At 39.7% G+C, this 14,397-nt stretch carries 13 protein-coding genes and 2 pseudogenes; 4 read left to right on the forward strand and 11 right to left on the reverse strand.

Annotated features, from left to right (window positions below; translation table 11 throughout):
• Positions 1-68: 68 nt before the first annotated feature.
• From KAN5_RS16775 to KAN5_RS16805, 7 genes are all read right to left on the reverse strand, one after another.
• Positions 69-2,639 (reverse strand): M1 family metallopeptidase, encoded by a 2,571-nt coding sequence (locus KAN5_RS16775; RefSeq protein WP_244390135.1) that lies wholly within the window; start codon positions 2,637-2,639, stop codon positions 69-71.
• Between the two features lie 109 nt (positions 2,640-2,748).
• Entirely contained in the window at positions 2,749-3,429 is a 681-nt protein-coding gene (locus KAN5_RS16780; protein WP_138555331.1) for a hypothetical protein, read from the reverse strand.
• 77 nt (positions 3,430-3,506) lie between these two features.
• Positions 3,507-3,857: a DUF2750 domain-containing protein gene (locus KAN5_RS16785; RefSeq protein ID WP_016709461.1), complete on the reverse strand. Its 351-nt coding sequence runs from the start codon at positions 3,855-3,857 to the stop codon at positions 3,507-3,509.
• Between the two features lie 16 nt (positions 3,858-3,873).
• Entirely contained in the window at positions 3,874-4,014 is a 141-nt protein-coding gene (locus KAN5_RS16790) for a hypothetical protein (RefSeq protein ID WP_016709460.1), read from the reverse strand.
• 289 nt (positions 4,015-4,303) lie between these two features.
• On the reverse strand, positions 4,304-4,588 hold the full coding sequence (locus tag KAN5_RS16795; protein WP_244390136.1) for a glutathione S-transferase N-terminal domain-containing protein: 285 nt from the start codon (positions 4,586-4,588) through the stop codon (positions 4,304-4,306).
• A gap of 190 nt (positions 4,589-4,778) precedes the next feature.
• Positions 4,779-5,060 (reverse strand): peptidylprolyl isomerase, encoded by a 282-nt coding sequence (locus KAN5_RS16800; protein WP_016709458.1) that lies wholly within the window; start codon positions 5,058-5,060, stop codon positions 4,779-4,781.
• An 84-nt stretch (positions 5,061-5,144) separates the two neighbouring features.
• A complete protein-coding gene (locus KAN5_RS16805) occupies positions 5,145-5,714 on the reverse strand; it encodes a glutathione peroxidase (protein ID WP_138555330.1) in 570 nt (189 codons plus the stop codon).
• A 337-nt stretch (positions 5,715-6,051) separates the two neighbouring features.
• On the opposite strand from KAN5_RS16805, the gene KAN5_RS16810 reads away from it, so the two are divergent.
• The 3 genes from KAN5_RS16810 (at position 6,052) to KAN5_RS16820 (ending at position 9,794) form a co-directional block, all read left to right on the forward strand.
• Positions 6,052-6,537 carry a GNAT family N-acetyltransferase gene (locus KAN5_RS16810; protein WP_016709456.1) on the forward strand — a complete coding sequence of 162 codons (486 nt, stop codon included), beginning with the start codon at positions 6,052-6,054 and terminating at the stop codon, positions 6,535-6,537.
• An 82-nt stretch (positions 6,538-6,619) separates the two neighbouring features.
• Positions 6,620-8,575, forward strand: a complete 1,956-nt coding sequence (locus KAN5_RS16815) for an ATP-binding protein (protein ID WP_029216203.1) — start codon at positions 6,620-6,622, stop codon at positions 8,573-8,575.
• An 88-nt stretch (positions 8,576-8,663) separates the two neighbouring features.
• Complete coding sequence (locus KAN5_RS16820) at positions 8,664-9,794, forward strand: response regulator (RefSeq protein WP_244390137.1); 1,131 nt, start codon at positions 8,664-8,666, stop codon at positions 9,792-9,794.
• A 21-nt stretch (positions 9,795-9,815) separates the two neighbouring features.
• Here the strand turns inward: KAN5_RS16820 and queG are convergent.
• The 4 genes and pseudogenes from queG to KAN5_RS16840 all read right to left on the reverse strand — a co-directional run bounded on the left by queG (position 9,816) and on the right by KAN5_RS16840 (position 13,897).
• A pseudogene (gene queG / locus KAN5_RS16825) lies at positions 9,816-10,950 on the reverse strand (tRNA epoxyqueuosine(34) reductase QueG).
• A 66-nt stretch (positions 10,951-11,016) separates the two neighbouring features.
• Positions 11,017-12,234, reverse strand: coding sequence for a methyl-accepting chemotaxis protein (locus tag KAN5_RS16830; protein ID WP_244390964.1), 1,218 nt, complete (start codon positions 12,232-12,234; stop codon positions 11,017-11,019).
• A 101-nt stretch (positions 12,235-12,335) separates the two neighbouring features.
• Positions 12,336-13,034 (reverse strand): glycerophosphodiester phosphodiesterase family protein, encoded by a 699-nt coding sequence (locus KAN5_RS16835; protein ID WP_016709451.1) that lies wholly within the window; start codon positions 13,032-13,034, stop codon positions 12,336-12,338.
• On the reverse strand, positions 13,031-13,897 hold the full coding sequence (locus KAN5_RS16840) for a DMT family transporter (RefSeq protein WP_138555328.1): 867 nt from the start codon (positions 13,895-13,897) through the stop codon (positions 13,031-13,033). The genes KAN5_RS16835 and KAN5_RS16840 overlap by 4 nt, the downstream gene beginning before the upstream one ends.
• Before the next feature lie 272 nt (positions 13,898-14,169).
• Between KAN5_RS16840 and KAN5_RS16845 the strand changes: the two are divergent.
• Positions 14,170-14,379, forward strand: a pseudogene (locus KAN5_RS16845) (helix-turn-helix transcriptional regulator); the annotation flags it as partial.
• Positions 14,380-14,397 lie beyond the last annotated feature (18 nt).

Below are 14,397 nucleotides of genomic sequence, written 5' to 3' on the forward strand. Positions count from 1 at the left end.
TAATATTGCTAAGTTCAGGATTAGTTTAGTAATAACGGCAAACCAGTGGTTTGCCGTTTTTATAAAAATTAACGCTTTAAGAAGCTATTAACAGACGCTAACTCACGTTCTTTAAGTGAGATACAATTATTCACGCTTTCTTCAAGTTTACTTAATGTACGCGCATAACCTGGCTCGTCAGCAATTTTATCCATAAAGAAACTTTGTGTTTTTGCCAAGCTACTAGCGCTACAACCTGAGGTTGTAAAATAAGGTAAGTTAGGCACAAAGAAAGGAGGTAAATTGGCCGCTACTTTATCGTAATTTTCATATACCCAATTGATAAATAAGCTTTCACGAGGCTTACTATACATTTGACCAGACATGATAGTACGCATGTCTGATGCAGTCACATCGTCAGTTAAGCTGTAATTTAGCACCTTGGTTTGTAGTTCAGCACTACCAAAGTAACTCATTGCGGCAAGCATTTTAGTGCGCACTTGCGGGTCTTTAGTCGTTTTAAAGGTATTTATATAGGCATCAAGTAAGTGTTGATCGCCATGAAATGCCGCTAAGTTTAAGTAAGTTGATGCCAGATATGGGTCTACTTTCTCAGGATTGCTTAAGTAAACACGCGCTTGTGCTTTAGCGGTGTTTATTACGCTTTTGTCTTCTCCGTCAAATCCTAAACGAGCTACCACTTGCGTACGTAATTGTGAAATTGCTGCGTCTTCATCAACTTTGGCCGTTAAACCATATTGCTTAGCTGCGGGCATGATGCTTTTACGAATAAACTCAGGCCACAAGTCGTGGTTGCTTTCATCTTCAAAAGTACGTTTTTGCGCTGCTAAATAGCCAAGTGCAGTGTTTGCAACACGAGGATGTTTATCACTTACGAATACTTCCAGAGTTTGCATTAAGTGGGCTGCTGAAATTACACCGGCATCTAATAATGCATCGGCGGCTGATAGCAATGCTAAGCGCTCGCGTACGGTGAGTACTTCGGCTGCATGCTCAATTAATGAAGCGAATTGTTGGTCGTCCATTACCCAGCGATAATAACCTAAAGCTCCTTGATCTGGGTAAATCCACTCTGGTTCAAATTCAAGCTTAACACTCTGGTTGGCCTTACTCAGTAATACATTAGCGGTTTTGACTTTGTCGCCTGCACCGTATTTTATTGCCACAGGTACATTCCAAAGTTGTGCCGGCGCGTCAACTCCAGCGTTGGTAAAGCGGCTTTGGTTAATGGTCAGTGTTTTACCTTGCTGAGTTACTTTAACAAGCGGAAATGAAGACTGTTCGATGAACGATTTTAATACGCTTGCTACATCTTTGTTTGATGCTTTACCAAGTGCTTGCCATAAATCAGCCGCTTCTGCATTCTTATAAGAGAACTCTTTTAGATACGCCTGAATACCTTGTTGGAATGCCTTTTCACCAATCCAATTTTCAACCATGGCTAATACAGAGCTGCCTTTGCTATACGCAAGGCCTAAGCCATCCATAATATCGGCTTCGGTTTTAATTGGTTTCCGAATTGGTTTAGTACTTAAACGTGCATCGAGTGCCATTACATTATTTTGTGGTAAATCTAAATGTGATTCAAACTCAGGGTTTAATTGAGCGGTGATTTTGGCCGCCATCCAGCTCGCAAACGCTTCATTTAGCCATAAGTCATTCCACCATTTCATGGTGACTAAGTTACCATACCATTGGTGAGCAAGTTCATGAGCAATAATCGATACATTACGCTGCTTTTTACTGCGCGTAGCCGTGGCTAAATCTAGCAGTAAAATATCTTCACGGTAGGTAACTAAACCAGCATTTTCCATTGCGCCAAATGGAAACTCTGGTACAGCGACAGAATCCAGCTTTTTATAAACGTAGGGGATCCCAAAATAATCCTCAAGGGCTGCTAGCACTTTTGGCATTGCTTGCTCGGCATATTCGCTTAAATGAATTTTACCTTGTGGCGTGATCACGCGTCCTGGAATAGGCATACCTTTGACTTCACGCTCTTCAAATGGACCCACAGCCATCGCCACCAAATAGGATGGAATTGGCGGCGTTTTACCAAAATAGTGAGTGGTCATCTCACCCGTTTTTGTGGTTTTTAGTTCAGGGGTGTTGGCATACACTTTTTGTGAACTTGGCGCTGTAATCGTTAATTGAAATGGGATTTTGTAACTTGGTTCATCAAATACCGGAAATGCACGGCGGGCATCGCTCATTTCAAACTGGGTAAATAAATATGGCACACCTTGATCTAAGGTTTTATATAAGCCCACACTTTGGCGGTTATAAGGTGCGGTAAAATCAATTTTTAGGGTATACTTTCCTGGTTGGATTTGTTCAGCGCAACTGAACTTAACCTTGCCAGTTTTAAGCATTTCAGTACTTAAATCGCAGTTTTCATCCCCCAGCAACTTTGCCATTTGTGCTGCGTAGTCAACACCGTTCAGTTCGATATAGTTAGTTGGTTTTAGCACTTCAAGAGCTATTTCGGTCATACCGGAAAATGTATCTTGGGCTGGATCTAGAGTTAAAGAGACGTGTTGAGAGCTTGGTTTGGCAAGTTTTTCGATAACAAACTCATTAGCATGGGCTGAACTAACAGCAACGGCCACACTCAGAGTCAGTAAGCTTTTAATAAACATAGAGCACCTGGATTTTTCTTGTTAGAAGTTATGTACCAAAGCTTCAAAAAAGTACTTTGGCAGCGTCTTTCCTATCCTAGCAGTTTTTTATCAATGAGTAACAAATTTGTCAGACTGCGTGACGTTGCACAAAGCGGGACCAGTGGATGTGAGGGTTGATCACTCTGAGCTGCTGGGTGATCTGATTTAGTTGCGTTATATCATTAAACTCGTGCTGGTCATATTCATTAAAGCCGAGCAAATAGTTAAAGGCATCTTTATTATTTGCTTGCATAGCATAAATACGAATTTGCTGTTCAAAGTTAAGCCGTAAGCTACTGATCGCCGTTTTCATACCGAGTTGATCAATACTGGGAATATCACACTTTTGTAAGTACCCGGCACGCTCCCCTTCACCGGAGAACCAAATACGCACTTTCTCACTGTAACGACCTGATTTTGAAGGTAAGTCAAATAGTAAACGAGTGTGATTTTGTTGTTTTACTAAGGCGATATAGTCATTTAAACCGGCATCAAACAGGGCTTGATGAATAGGCACAATACGAGCTTTAATTTTACCGTGAGTATGAAAATGAAAACAAAATACATGTTGGTGTTCAACGATGTCATCCAGTTGCAAATGACCAATTTCGTCACTGTAGGCACCGCTATAATAGGCGATTAATGGCAGCCAAAAATGCCAATGTTTTGCTTGTTCACGAGGGAGGCGTTGATCACCATAAATATAGCCATGGTAAAGCGTATGTAATTCCATAGCGGAAAAAGGGCGACGACCAAGATGGGATTTCAACGTAATACCCTGAAAGTAAATATGTGCGTTAGTTTATAGCAAATAAACCAACGCAGTAAAGCAATGTTAAATAATGCTTATTCGCTTAACGCGCGTGCTAATCCAACTGGTTCGATTTCAACACAGACTTGATCGTCATTCCAGTTTAGGCCTACAAGTGCATCATCTTCTTTAAGGTCTTCAACCCAATCATCTAAAAATTCATCTAAGGTAATTTCAAGCGGACTGTAATCAGCCCATTCTTCTTTACACTGGGCCTTTGCCGTAGCTTCACTTTCCCATAATAGCAGTACATCGGTGTTTTCAAATTGGTTAGAATCACAAACCACAAAACCGCCATCTTCAGCACCGAGTGCCCATAGTTTTTCACTTAGGCGTACTTTTTCTACAAAACTAACTAGTTCTGATTCTATTTCGATATCACTCATGTGTTTACCCTTAATATTAAATTCGAGGATTAGTTTGCTGTGCGACAGTATGTTGACTGTATGAACGGTGAAACTCAATTAAGTTACTAAATAGAGTCAGATCAACCAGCTCACGAAAGCAAATCCAATCAAGTAAGCAGTATAAACTGATGTGCATACCCAAACCACCTCAAAATGTAAGTTTCAGTTGGAATTAAAAGTGATTTAGGCAAGGCATTGATTGCAAGTAATAGTAGATCTATTGTTAAAATCAATAACGCAGTATAAATCGCTTTTAAACCAACCCGTTGGGCGTTTCACAGGCACTTACTCTCAGCGTTGTTACTTTTTAAAAGGGACATTCTTGCAAAGTAACGCCTTGATATTAAGCACCTGTGAAACGCTGAATTCTGCATCTTGGGGTGGTTTGGGTATAATTATTCACAGCTTTTAAATTCATGATCAGTTCAATGACTATTTAAATAGCTTAATGTTTCAGCAATGCGTTCGTTTTGGAGATTAAAAAATAATTTATCTTGTGTGGAATCAAAGCCAGAGCGTTGGCACAATAACAGTTCAACCCGCGAATCATTGCAGCCATTAATAGTGCTAAGTAAGTGCTCCTGTTGCCAGCTAAGGCGAGGGTGAGCATGCTGCTCAAGTAAAAAACGGATAATGTTATTCGAATCAGCAAGTGTGTGCTGCTTGGTGATTAGCACCGGAATTTTACGGGCAGGGTTGTTTTTGATCATTAATTAGCGATCGTGCTCAGCGAAAATATTGAGATTGATAAACCCCAATTCGCAGTTATTTAACAATGCCCAAATACGAATGCGGCGTACAAATGGTGAGGTTGTTGAGCCTAATAACTGCATATGCTTACCTGTGACATAAAAATAAAGCCGCAGAGGCGGCTTTATTCACATTAGTTGAAAACTAACATTATTCTGAGCGGCTGGTTACTTCAAGTAAGTGGTAGCCAAACTGAGTTTGCACAGGGCCTTGTACCTGATTTATTGGTGCAGAAAAGACCACTTTATCAAATTCAGGAACCATCATACCTGGGCCAAATTCACCTAGCGCACCACCATCTTGGCCAGAAGGGCAGTTAGAATGTGCTTTTGCTAATTCAGCAAAGTCTTCACCTTGCTCAATCTTGCTTTTTAAATCTAAGCACTGCGCTTCGCTGTCTACTAATATGTGTCTTGCACTTGCCACTGTCATAAAATCTCCCGTTTAAAATGGTGTTTTTTTAATCAAACCTGTGGTTATTCTAGTCTAATACTATCGTCTTGTACCAGTATTTATTTAAATATCTGAAATTGCTTGTTCAACGGCTTTCACCATTGCCTCTGAATTTGGTTTAGCTTTGCTATTAAAACGTATGATCTGTTTACGATCTGCAGAGACAAGGTATTTGTAAAAGTTCCAATTTGGTGAACTGGTCTGGGCATTCAAATGCTTAAAAATAGGGTTGGCGTTACTCCCGCGTACTTCGCTGGTTGCAAACATTGGAAACGTAACCCCATAATTGATAAAGCACACTTTTGCAGTGTCTTTTTCATCGTCTTCTTCTTGAAAGAAATCATCTGATGGAAACCCCAAGATCACTAAACCTTGCTCTTGGTATTTTTGATACAGCGCCTCTAACCCTTCAAACTGTGGAGTAAAGCCGCAGTTGCTAGCAGTATTAACGATTAATAGTGGTTTGTTTTTAAACTGGCATAGATTAATGCTCTCTTTAGAGCGTAATTTACGCATATTGACATTGGTAAAGTCATCACACTGTGCTGAGGCTTCTAATGTCGCTGGAGTGGTTGCGGCATTTAGGTAGATGCTACTAAATAATGCGGTACAGAATAATAATTTTTTAAACATAGTGATTCCTAGCTGGTGGTTATATACCCGAACCACCTCAAGATACACGTTTCAGTTGGAATTAAAAGCGACTTAGGCAAGGCATTGATTGCAAAGAATGGTTGTTCCCTTGTTAAAATCAATAACGCAGTATAAATCGCTTTTAAACCAACCCATTGGGCGTTTCACAGGTACTTACTCTCAGTGTTGTTACTTTTTAAAAGGGACTGCCATTATTGCAAAGTAACGCCTTGATATTAAGCCCCTGTGGAAACGCTGAATTCTGCATCTTGAGGTGGTTTGGGTATAGCTGATACGTTATTATCAACATTACTGATCAATAACCATAACAAACTTAATGACAACTCGATTAGCGACTAGCAATGATTTACCGGCCATCGTTGCAATTTATAATGAAACCATTGCCAGCAGAATGGTTACCGCTGACACCGAAGAGGTGACAGTAGCACAAAGACAAAGCTGGTTTGATAGCCATACGCAACTTCGGCCAATATATGTGTATGAGCAAGATGAAAAAGTGGTTGCATGGCTCAGCTATAAATCGTTTTATGGCAGACCCGCTTATGACGGCACTGTTGAGATCAGTATTTATATTACTGGCCGCGCACAAGGGCAAGGGCTTGGTAAGTATTTACTCGAATTTGCACAGACGCAGGCTAAGCAGTTAAATATTAAAGTGTTACTAGCATTTATATTTAGTCACAATATTCCCAGCATTAAACTGTTTGCGGCCTTTGAGTATCAACAATGGGGAGAACTCCCCAACGTTGCTATTATGGATGGTAATCACTACAGCTTAACCATATTAGGCAAGCATATTTAAGAAAATGACCTTTTTGATTATGTGAATACAGAAAATTTAGGCTACGCTTTCATCAGGTTAAGTGGGTGAAAGTGTGGTCAAAATAGTGCGAAAAATATTAATCGTTGATAGCAGTAGTGTTTTAGCTATGCGAATAAAAGTATTGCTAGAATTAATTGGCTGCGAAGTTGAATTAATCCATTTTTCAATGTTAAAAGAGTGCCCCGCGTTGAGTTCTTACGATCTCGTGGCTATAGCACATGGCGTGCCAGTAGCTACTGCAAGTTTATTAATTGCAGAGATCAAAGTCGAGCACGTGGTACTTCTTGCACCAAAAGTTGAAAACAACGAGCAACTGTCTTTATTCAGTGAACTTAACCGGTTGGTGCCAAATGCGATTGTCATTTATCCCTTCTTCTCAAATAAAGAAATTAGCAGCTTATTAGAGCAAGCTCTAGAGCTTGGCACTGATACTACGTTGCAATTACCGACAGTATTACTGGTTGATCATATTCCTGAGCGGCTTGAAAAAGTAGCGAATAGCTTGTTAGGCGCTCATATCAAAACTATTACTGCTAACAGTATTAGCGCTGCAATTAGCCAAGCACAAGGGCATGATATTGATTTGCTATTGAGTGACTTTAGTTTACCTGATGGCTCCGGTATTGATGTATTTGTTACCCTCAAAGCACATTACCCACAATGCCGTTGCTTGCTTTTTACTTCAAAGCCAAATCAAGTTTCTATGATTGAAGCGATCCGCCAAGGTGTTGAAGACGTGTTAATAAAGCCAATTAATGAAAATATGCTACTGCAATCTGTACATAAACTCTGGCAAACGGAATTATTAAAACGTCATAACATTGAATTGGTTGAGCGCTTACAAGATACCGTTGATGCACTCATCGAAAAAGATAGTCTACTGCGAGTTATTTATAAACATACCCCAGATCCTATCATGCTATTTGCAAGAAATGGTGAAGTCATTGAAGCAAATGACGCCTGCTCTAAACTTTTTCGACTTTCAGCAAAAGAGCTTCAGAGCTGCTCTGTGTTTACTTTATTAGATGAAACATCAGCAGAAAAAATTAAGGATAAAGTGGTCACTTTAAATCAAAATCGGCAATTTAGCTGTGACGTGCACCTACCTTTGGAAGCCGGTGAAGGCATCCCTTTGGTTGGCTCGTTTAATGAGATTGATCATCATGGTGAAATTGCGCTGGCTGTTATTTTTAAAAACGTTACTCATCTAAAACACAAAGAAGATCTCTTACTAGAAGCGAAAGATATGCTGGAAGAGCAAGTCAGAGCACGTACCTCGCAATTGGAACATGCTAAAAATGTTGCTGAAGCGGCTAATCATAGTAAGTCAGAGTTTCTTGCCAATATGTCTCATGAATTGCGTACCCCAATGCATTCAATCTTAAGTTTTGCTCGCTTTGGTTTAGATAAGCTTAGCAAAGGGGATATTGCGGTGGAAAAGTTACAAAAATACTTATCACGTATTGAGTGCAGTGGTGAAAGATTGCTTTCATTACTTAATAATTTGCTCGACTTATCAAAATTAGATGTGGGCAAATTTCCCTTTAATCCGCGTCCGCATAATCTAACGAACATAATTAAAACCAGTATTGATGACGTCTCTGGTACTGCGATGGAAAAAGAGATAGACATTCAGTTTGTGCCACCAAGCTCGCCTGTCATGATTGACTGTGATGAAGAGCAAATAAATCAGCTATTACGAAATATATTAGGCAATGCATTGAAATTTAGTGAACCACGTAGCTGCGTTGAAGTGGTTTTAACGACTAATCAACAAGCGCAAGCTGTTATTGAAGTCATCGACAGTGGTATTGGTATACCTGACGATGAGCTTGAGCATGTGTTTAGCAAGTTTGTACAAAGCAGTAAAACGAATAGCGGTGCTGGGGGAACTGGCTTAGGTTTAGCGTTATGTCGAGAGTTTGTTTCGCTACATAAAGGGGCGATATCAGCGCATAACAATAGTTCAGGTGGGACTACAATTAATATCAATTTGCCATTAGAGGTAAAACTTTAGCCAAACAAAAATAAATTACTTGTTCGTACTGGTAAGTGCCTTTTTTACGACTAAACTATTAATGTTAATTAAGAAATGGACGACAATTATGGCTTTGACAAGAATATTGGCGGTTGATGACGAACCTTTTAATTTAGAAATTATTGAAGAGATATTACTCGATTTGGATTTTGAATTAAAAATGGTAGGCAGCGGCTTTGAATGTTTGAGTGTGGTAGAAGACTTTGCACCGCAAGTTATTTTACTTGATGTGAGCATGCCGCAAATGAACGGCTATGAAGTATGTAGAAAACTGAAAGCGAATCCTAGCACAGCTCATATCATTGTTATGTTTGTTTCAGCTCGAGGCACTGTTGAAGAGCGTATGGAAGGTTATGCGGTAGGAGCCGAAGACTATATTGTTAAACCGTTTGGCCACGATGAATTAAAATCAAAGCTGAACATTCTTAATCAAGTATTAATTGAAAAAGAGTCGCTAGAACAGCAGGTTGAAGATGCAACCTCAACCGCTTTTAATGCTATGGCAAATAGCTGTGAGATGGGATTAATCGTTAATTATATTGAAAGCATAGGTATGATTAACAACACTAAGGCGCTTGGTGAGGCTTTAGTCAATTGCTTAAAGTCGTTTGATTTACAAAGTAATGTTGAGTTTAGAACGATTCCTGATGCTCCTGAGCATTTTTCTCTAACAGGTGTGTGCTCGCCAATTGTAATTGAATTGTTTGATATGCTTAAACATAAAGGACGATTGCATGAATTTTCTCACCGCATATTGGTTAATTATGAATTAATTAGTTTATTGATTTTAAATATGCCAGATCATGATCCTGATAAGCATGGACGAATTCGTGATCATGTTTGTTTTATTGTTAGTGTGACCGAGCAACAGCTGCGAGCAATTATGAACCGTGCAGCTTTAGAGTTGCAACAAACCAAACTAAATAATGCCATAACGATGGTTAATAGTAAGTTTCATGGCTTAATTGATTTATTGAATGAAAATCGTAAAAATAATGAAGCCGTTTTTAAGCGTTTACAAGAGGAATTAGAAGAACGGATCCCATCAATGGGATTAGATGAAGATCAGGAAATTTTTATTTATCAAAAGGTCGATCAAACTATCCAGAACTCAGTTGCCCGAGAAGAGTCTGTTAAGGAGGTGAAGGCTGCTTTTCATGAAATAGAGCAAGATCTATCAACTTTACTAAGTAAGTAAATTTACTCGCGATAATTGACTTTATGCGTCTCGTGGTAAGCCTTTTTCTACAATACGTATTAAACGGGCGGTTTTGCGTAATAACTTATCATGCTTAGCGCGTTGTTGCGCAAGCGCCCAATCGATATGCTCGATGACCATAGCACTCGATTGTGTGCGAATAACATTGAGTGTATCAACAATGCTTTGGCTAAATGCTGCATTTCCTAATCCCACCGCAATATTGCGACGCCAGCGCTGATGGCCAATGCGACGAATTGGGCTGCCTTCGGTATTCTTTAAAAAAGTGGCTTCGTCCCAACTAAATAGCTCGAGTAGATCTTTATCTTTTAACTGCTTGCGTGGGTGAAAATCTGCTTCATCTGTGATTTGCCCATAGCGATTCCACGGACAAACGAGTTGGCAGTCATCACAACCATAAATACGATTACCAAGTAGTGGCCGATATTGTTCAGGTATTGAGCCTTGTAGCTCAATGGTTAAGTAAGAGATGCATTTACGCGCATCAACCACATAAGGCTCAACAATAGCACCAGTTGGACATAAGGTAATACACGCAACGCATTTCCCACAACCTTCAAACTCATTTGGTTTATCAATGGGTAGTGGAATATCAACAAATAGCTCCCCTAAAAAAAACCAAGAGCCAGCTTCTTGATTAATCAATAAGCTGTGTTTGCCTCGCCAGCCTAGCCCTGCTTTTTTCAGCCAGTTGTCGCTCAAGTACCGGCGCTGAATCAACAAAAGGGCGAAATCCCAATTGATCAACATGCTGCTCAATTTTTTGACCAAGCTGCTTGATGCGATTGCGCATCAGTTTGTGGTAATCACGGCCAAGGGCATAGCGACTAATATAGGCTTTATTAGTATCTTTGAGGGTTTTAGCAAAGCTTGCATCGGGGGGCAGGTAATTCATTTTTACCGAAATAACTCGTACAGTGCCTGGTACGAGTTCAGCTGGGCGCGCACGCTTCATACCATGGGCGGCCATGTATTCCATCTCACCGTGATAGCCTAAATCAAGCCAACGTTGTAGTTGTGCTTCATGTTTGCTCAGATCAATATCAGTGATTCCGACTTCACTAAAGCCAAGTTCTAAACCCCACTTTTTTATATCTAAAGCAAGTTGTTTGTAATCAGAAGTTAGGTTAGTCACACGGGCACATCATGGTTAAAAGTCGCTGCGTAATTTAGCATATTACGCAATTAAGATCACGATAGGTTATACAAAGCGCTGTAATTGCTGCTGTGTTTTTTCGCTTAACCGCTGAGACTGTTGGCAGTCAGTAACGGCGATATCGATTTGTGATTTGGCTTGACTGCCCAATGCAACGATTTGCTCAACTGATTGGTGGGTTTGGTTTTGTGTTTGCTCAAGTAGATGCACGGCATGCACAATTTGCTGCAATTGTTGTTGGTTCTGCTCAAACTCAATTAACCGCTCCGTGAAACCATGGGAGGTATTGCTGATAGTGGTTTCTGCATTGTGTGAATAATTAACGAGTTGTTCTGATTCTTTATTTGTTTGGTTGACTAAGGAATCCATTTGATTGATGAAATCGCTGATCTGGCGAGTTGCATCGCTTACTTTAACTGATAATGTTCTTACTTCATCGGCAACAACAGCAAAACCACGACCCGCTTCACCAGCGCGAGCAGCTTCTATGGCTGCATTTAGAGCCAGCAAATTCGTTTGATCTGAAAATTCTTCGACCATTTTTAGGATGCTGCGAATATTGTCACTGTTTTGTTTCAAACCTAAGATTGTTTCTGAAAAGCTGCTTAACACATGACTAATCGACTTAACTTGGCTAACGAGTTCAGTTAGTTGCTGTGCCGAGTGAGTTACAAAGTTTACATGCTCACTATTTACTTGATGAACACTGTCGGTGTTACTCACAATGCTTTGCAAACTATCGGTTATTTGATTGCTGGCAGCGGTGATTGTTTGGCTAAAGTCGATTTGTTGTTCGCTTAATTGTGCAGTGTGTTGCATTGATACGGTCACTTGATTATTACTCTGTGCGCTGGCTTGGGCACTTTGATAAATAGTGCCTAATAACTGACTCAAATGCTCCGTAAAAATATTGTATTGCTGACTAACGTCGCGAAACTCATCAAAAGTAAATTGAGGTAATTTTGCAGCTAGATTGGCATCTTCGTGATTTATTTTAACTAATGTATCGCGCATAGCTTGCACAGGACGCACAATTAGAAAGCGCATATAAAAAATGGTGAAGGCAAAGCCGCTAATAATGATAAAGGTTAGAACCCAAAAAACCCCAGTGTTGGTGCCTTGCTCATTAAGGCTTTGATATAACCAAATTAGGGTAACGGCTTGAAAAGCGAAAACAAAGCTCAGGTTACCAATGATTTTTCGCGTTAAAGTAAAAAATAAGCTTTGTTCAATAAAGTTATAAATACGCATATACCCACTCATTAGTCGCCCGCTTGGCTGTTGCATCTGTTTTTACTCAGTATTGTTCAAATTCACTTTAATTCAAGAATATAGGACGAACTGTAGTATCTTATACAGTAGGCTCAAAGTGAGTTTAAAATCATTTTAGTGTTACAAGGGTAGTTGGTAAAAATACCCTCTACGCCATAATTAAGCATTAATTCTATATCTTCCTGTTTATCAACTGTGTATGCATAAACTTGTAAACCACGTTGCTTAGCGTCAGCAACAAACTCATGATTAATGAAGTTTTTATCAATATGAATACTTGAAGCATGTAAACGTTGTGCGAATTCTGCATAGTTGATTGGAATAGAGGCTGTTAAAGCGCCAATTTTGACCCATGGTAACTTTTGTTTTAACCACATGAGTTGATGGTGATCAAATGAAGAGACTAAAAGGTTCTCCCGCGACAGTTTGTTAACTGCAATATTTGCTTCAATCAACTCAACAAACTTATCCAGCGAAAAGGTGTGTTTTAATTCAAGGTTCAATAATGTTTTATTACCAACCCAGTCAATGGTTTGCTGTAAAGTAGGGACGCACTCGTTATTACCAGCATCAAAACATTGAATTTGCTCTCGAGTAAGTTTATTGACTTTACCGCGGCCGCTGGTGGTGCGATCTAACCACGTATCGTGGATAATCATGTAATCATCTAAACAACTTTGCACATCAACTTCAATCCCATCAACTTCTATATCAACAGCAGCTAAAATCGCACTTTGAGTATTTTCAGGGTACGTACCGCTGGCGCCGCGATGAGCAAAAACTTTTATCATAATGTGTGTTTCCGAGTAACTGACCATGTTTCATACAATGCTGCACTGATCACCATAGTACCACCCAGTAAGGTTAGCAGTGAAGGTTGTTCATGCAACAATAAAAATGCTAAAAATGTGCCATACAGAGGCTGCAAACAAGAAATAAGCCCCGCAGTCGATGCGGATAAATATTGTAAACTTGCCGCAAATAAAGAATGCGGAGTTGCAGTAAATATAACTCCTGCAACGAGTAACAGGCCCAAGTCACGGGTGGATACATTAAGCACTGGTACTTCTACAAAAGTAGCTAATAAAATACTTGCCACTAACGTTTGATAAAACATGGTTTGTGGCCCGCCATACTGGCTAAAATAGCGTTTGTGAACAATATTTCTAAACGCGAAAAAAAACGCCGAAACCACCCCAGTTATCACCCCTAAAGTGATGTCATTACCCATATTTGCATTGGGGATCAGTAAATAGATCCCAGTTATTACTACACAGGCACTGAGCAAATCGTTTACTTTAGGTTTTTTGCCATTAAAAAAAGGTTCAATAAAAACGGTTATTACTGGGTAGGTAAAAAACGCAATCATACCCACTGCAATGCCAGCCATTTGCATACCAGCAAAATAGGTTACCCAGTGTATGCCGACAGTCGCCCCTAAAAATAGCGCAATGAGGTAATCTTTCCTGCTATTGAGTTTAATTGCTTTCTTTTGCCATAGCAGTAAAAGCAAAATAGCTACACCTGCAATGGCGGCACGATATACCGTAATATCTAGTGCATTTAAGTTAATTAGCTTGGCAAATAATGCTGTACCACCAAACAGTAATACGGCGATGTGGAGATAAATTAAACTTTGCTGCTGAGCTTGCATCTAGACCTCTTTTAGACTGGTAAATACTAACATTTCAGATGTTATAAACAGGCTTGTTTTTGTAGCATTTTGTATCTTTATTAATGACAAAAGTCAGTTTTATTGATGACAATTTACACTACACTAAGCCAGCTTTAAAAGAGATAGTTAACATATTAAGTTGACTTGAGGTTGGTTATGAATATTGCAGCATGGGTAAGTTTTACATTTTTATCTTACGCCTTAAAGTCATTACCGCTTGGTGTGGACTATAGTGCAAAGCAATTAGAGCAAACGCATTAGCTGATGGTGATCTCTTGTCACCGAAAGAGCGCAAAGCATTACAATTAGCGGGTGAAGGCTTGAAAACCGTTGATATCGCCGCTAAATTATATTTAAGCGAGGGCACGGTGCGTAATTATCTATCCGATGCGATTGCCAAACTCAATGCCAGTAACCGAGTCGATGCGGCACGTATAGCTAAACAAAAGGGCTGGTTATAGGCTTTTTTAGTCGATTTA

Source organism: Pseudoalteromonas sp. KAN5 (assembly GCF_022846535.1).
GTDB lineage: Bacteria > Pseudomonadota > Gammaproteobacteria > Enterobacterales > Alteromonadaceae > Pseudoalteromonas > Pseudoalteromonas haloplanktis.

Excerpts from the sequence above, each read along its gene's own strand:
- KAN5_RS16790 (WP_016709460.1), bottom strand. The coding sequence starts at position 4,014 with ATGCACATCAGTTTATACTGCTTACTTGATTGGATTTGCTTTCGTGAG.
- KAN5_RS16775 (WP_244390135.1), bottom strand. The coding sequence starts at position 2,639 with ATGTTTATTAAAAGCTTACTGACTCTGAGTGTGGCCGTTGCTGTTAGT.
- KAN5_RS16800 (WP_016709458.1), bottom strand. The coding sequence starts at position 5,060 with ATGACAGTGGCAAGTGCAAGACACATATTAGTAGACAGCGAAGCGCAG.
- KAN5_RS16810 (WP_016709456.1), top strand. The coding sequence starts at position 6,052 with ATGACAACTCGATTAGCGACTAGCAATGATTTACCGGCCATCGTTGCA.
- KAN5_RS16805 (WP_138555330.1), bottom strand. The coding sequence starts at position 5,714 with ATGTTTAAAAAATTATTATTCTGTACCGCATTATTTAGTAGCATCTAC.
- KAN5_RS16785 (WP_016709461.1), bottom strand. The coding sequence starts at position 3,857 with ATGAGTGATATCGAAATAGAATCAGAACTAGTTAGTTTTGTAGAAAAA.
- KAN5_RS16840 (WP_138555328.1), bottom strand. The coding sequence starts at position 13,897 with ATGCAAGCTCAGCAGCAAAGTTTAATTTATCTCCACATCGCCGTATTA.
- KAN5_RS16820 (WP_244390137.1), top strand. The coding sequence starts at position 8,664 with ATGGCTTTGACAAGAATATTGGCGGTTGATGACGAACCTTTTAATTTA.
- KAN5_RS16795 (WP_244390136.1), bottom strand. The coding sequence starts at position 4,588 with ATGATCAAAAACAACCCTGCCCGTAAAATTCCGGTGCTAATCACCAAG.
- KAN5_RS16835 (WP_016709451.1), bottom strand. The coding sequence starts at position 13,034 with ATGATAAAAGTTTTTGCTCATCGCGGCGCCAGCGGTACGTACCCTGAA.
- KAN5_RS16830 (WP_244390964.1), bottom strand. The coding sequence starts at position 12,234 with ATGAGTGGGTATATGCGTATTTATAACTTTATTGAACAAAGCTTATTT.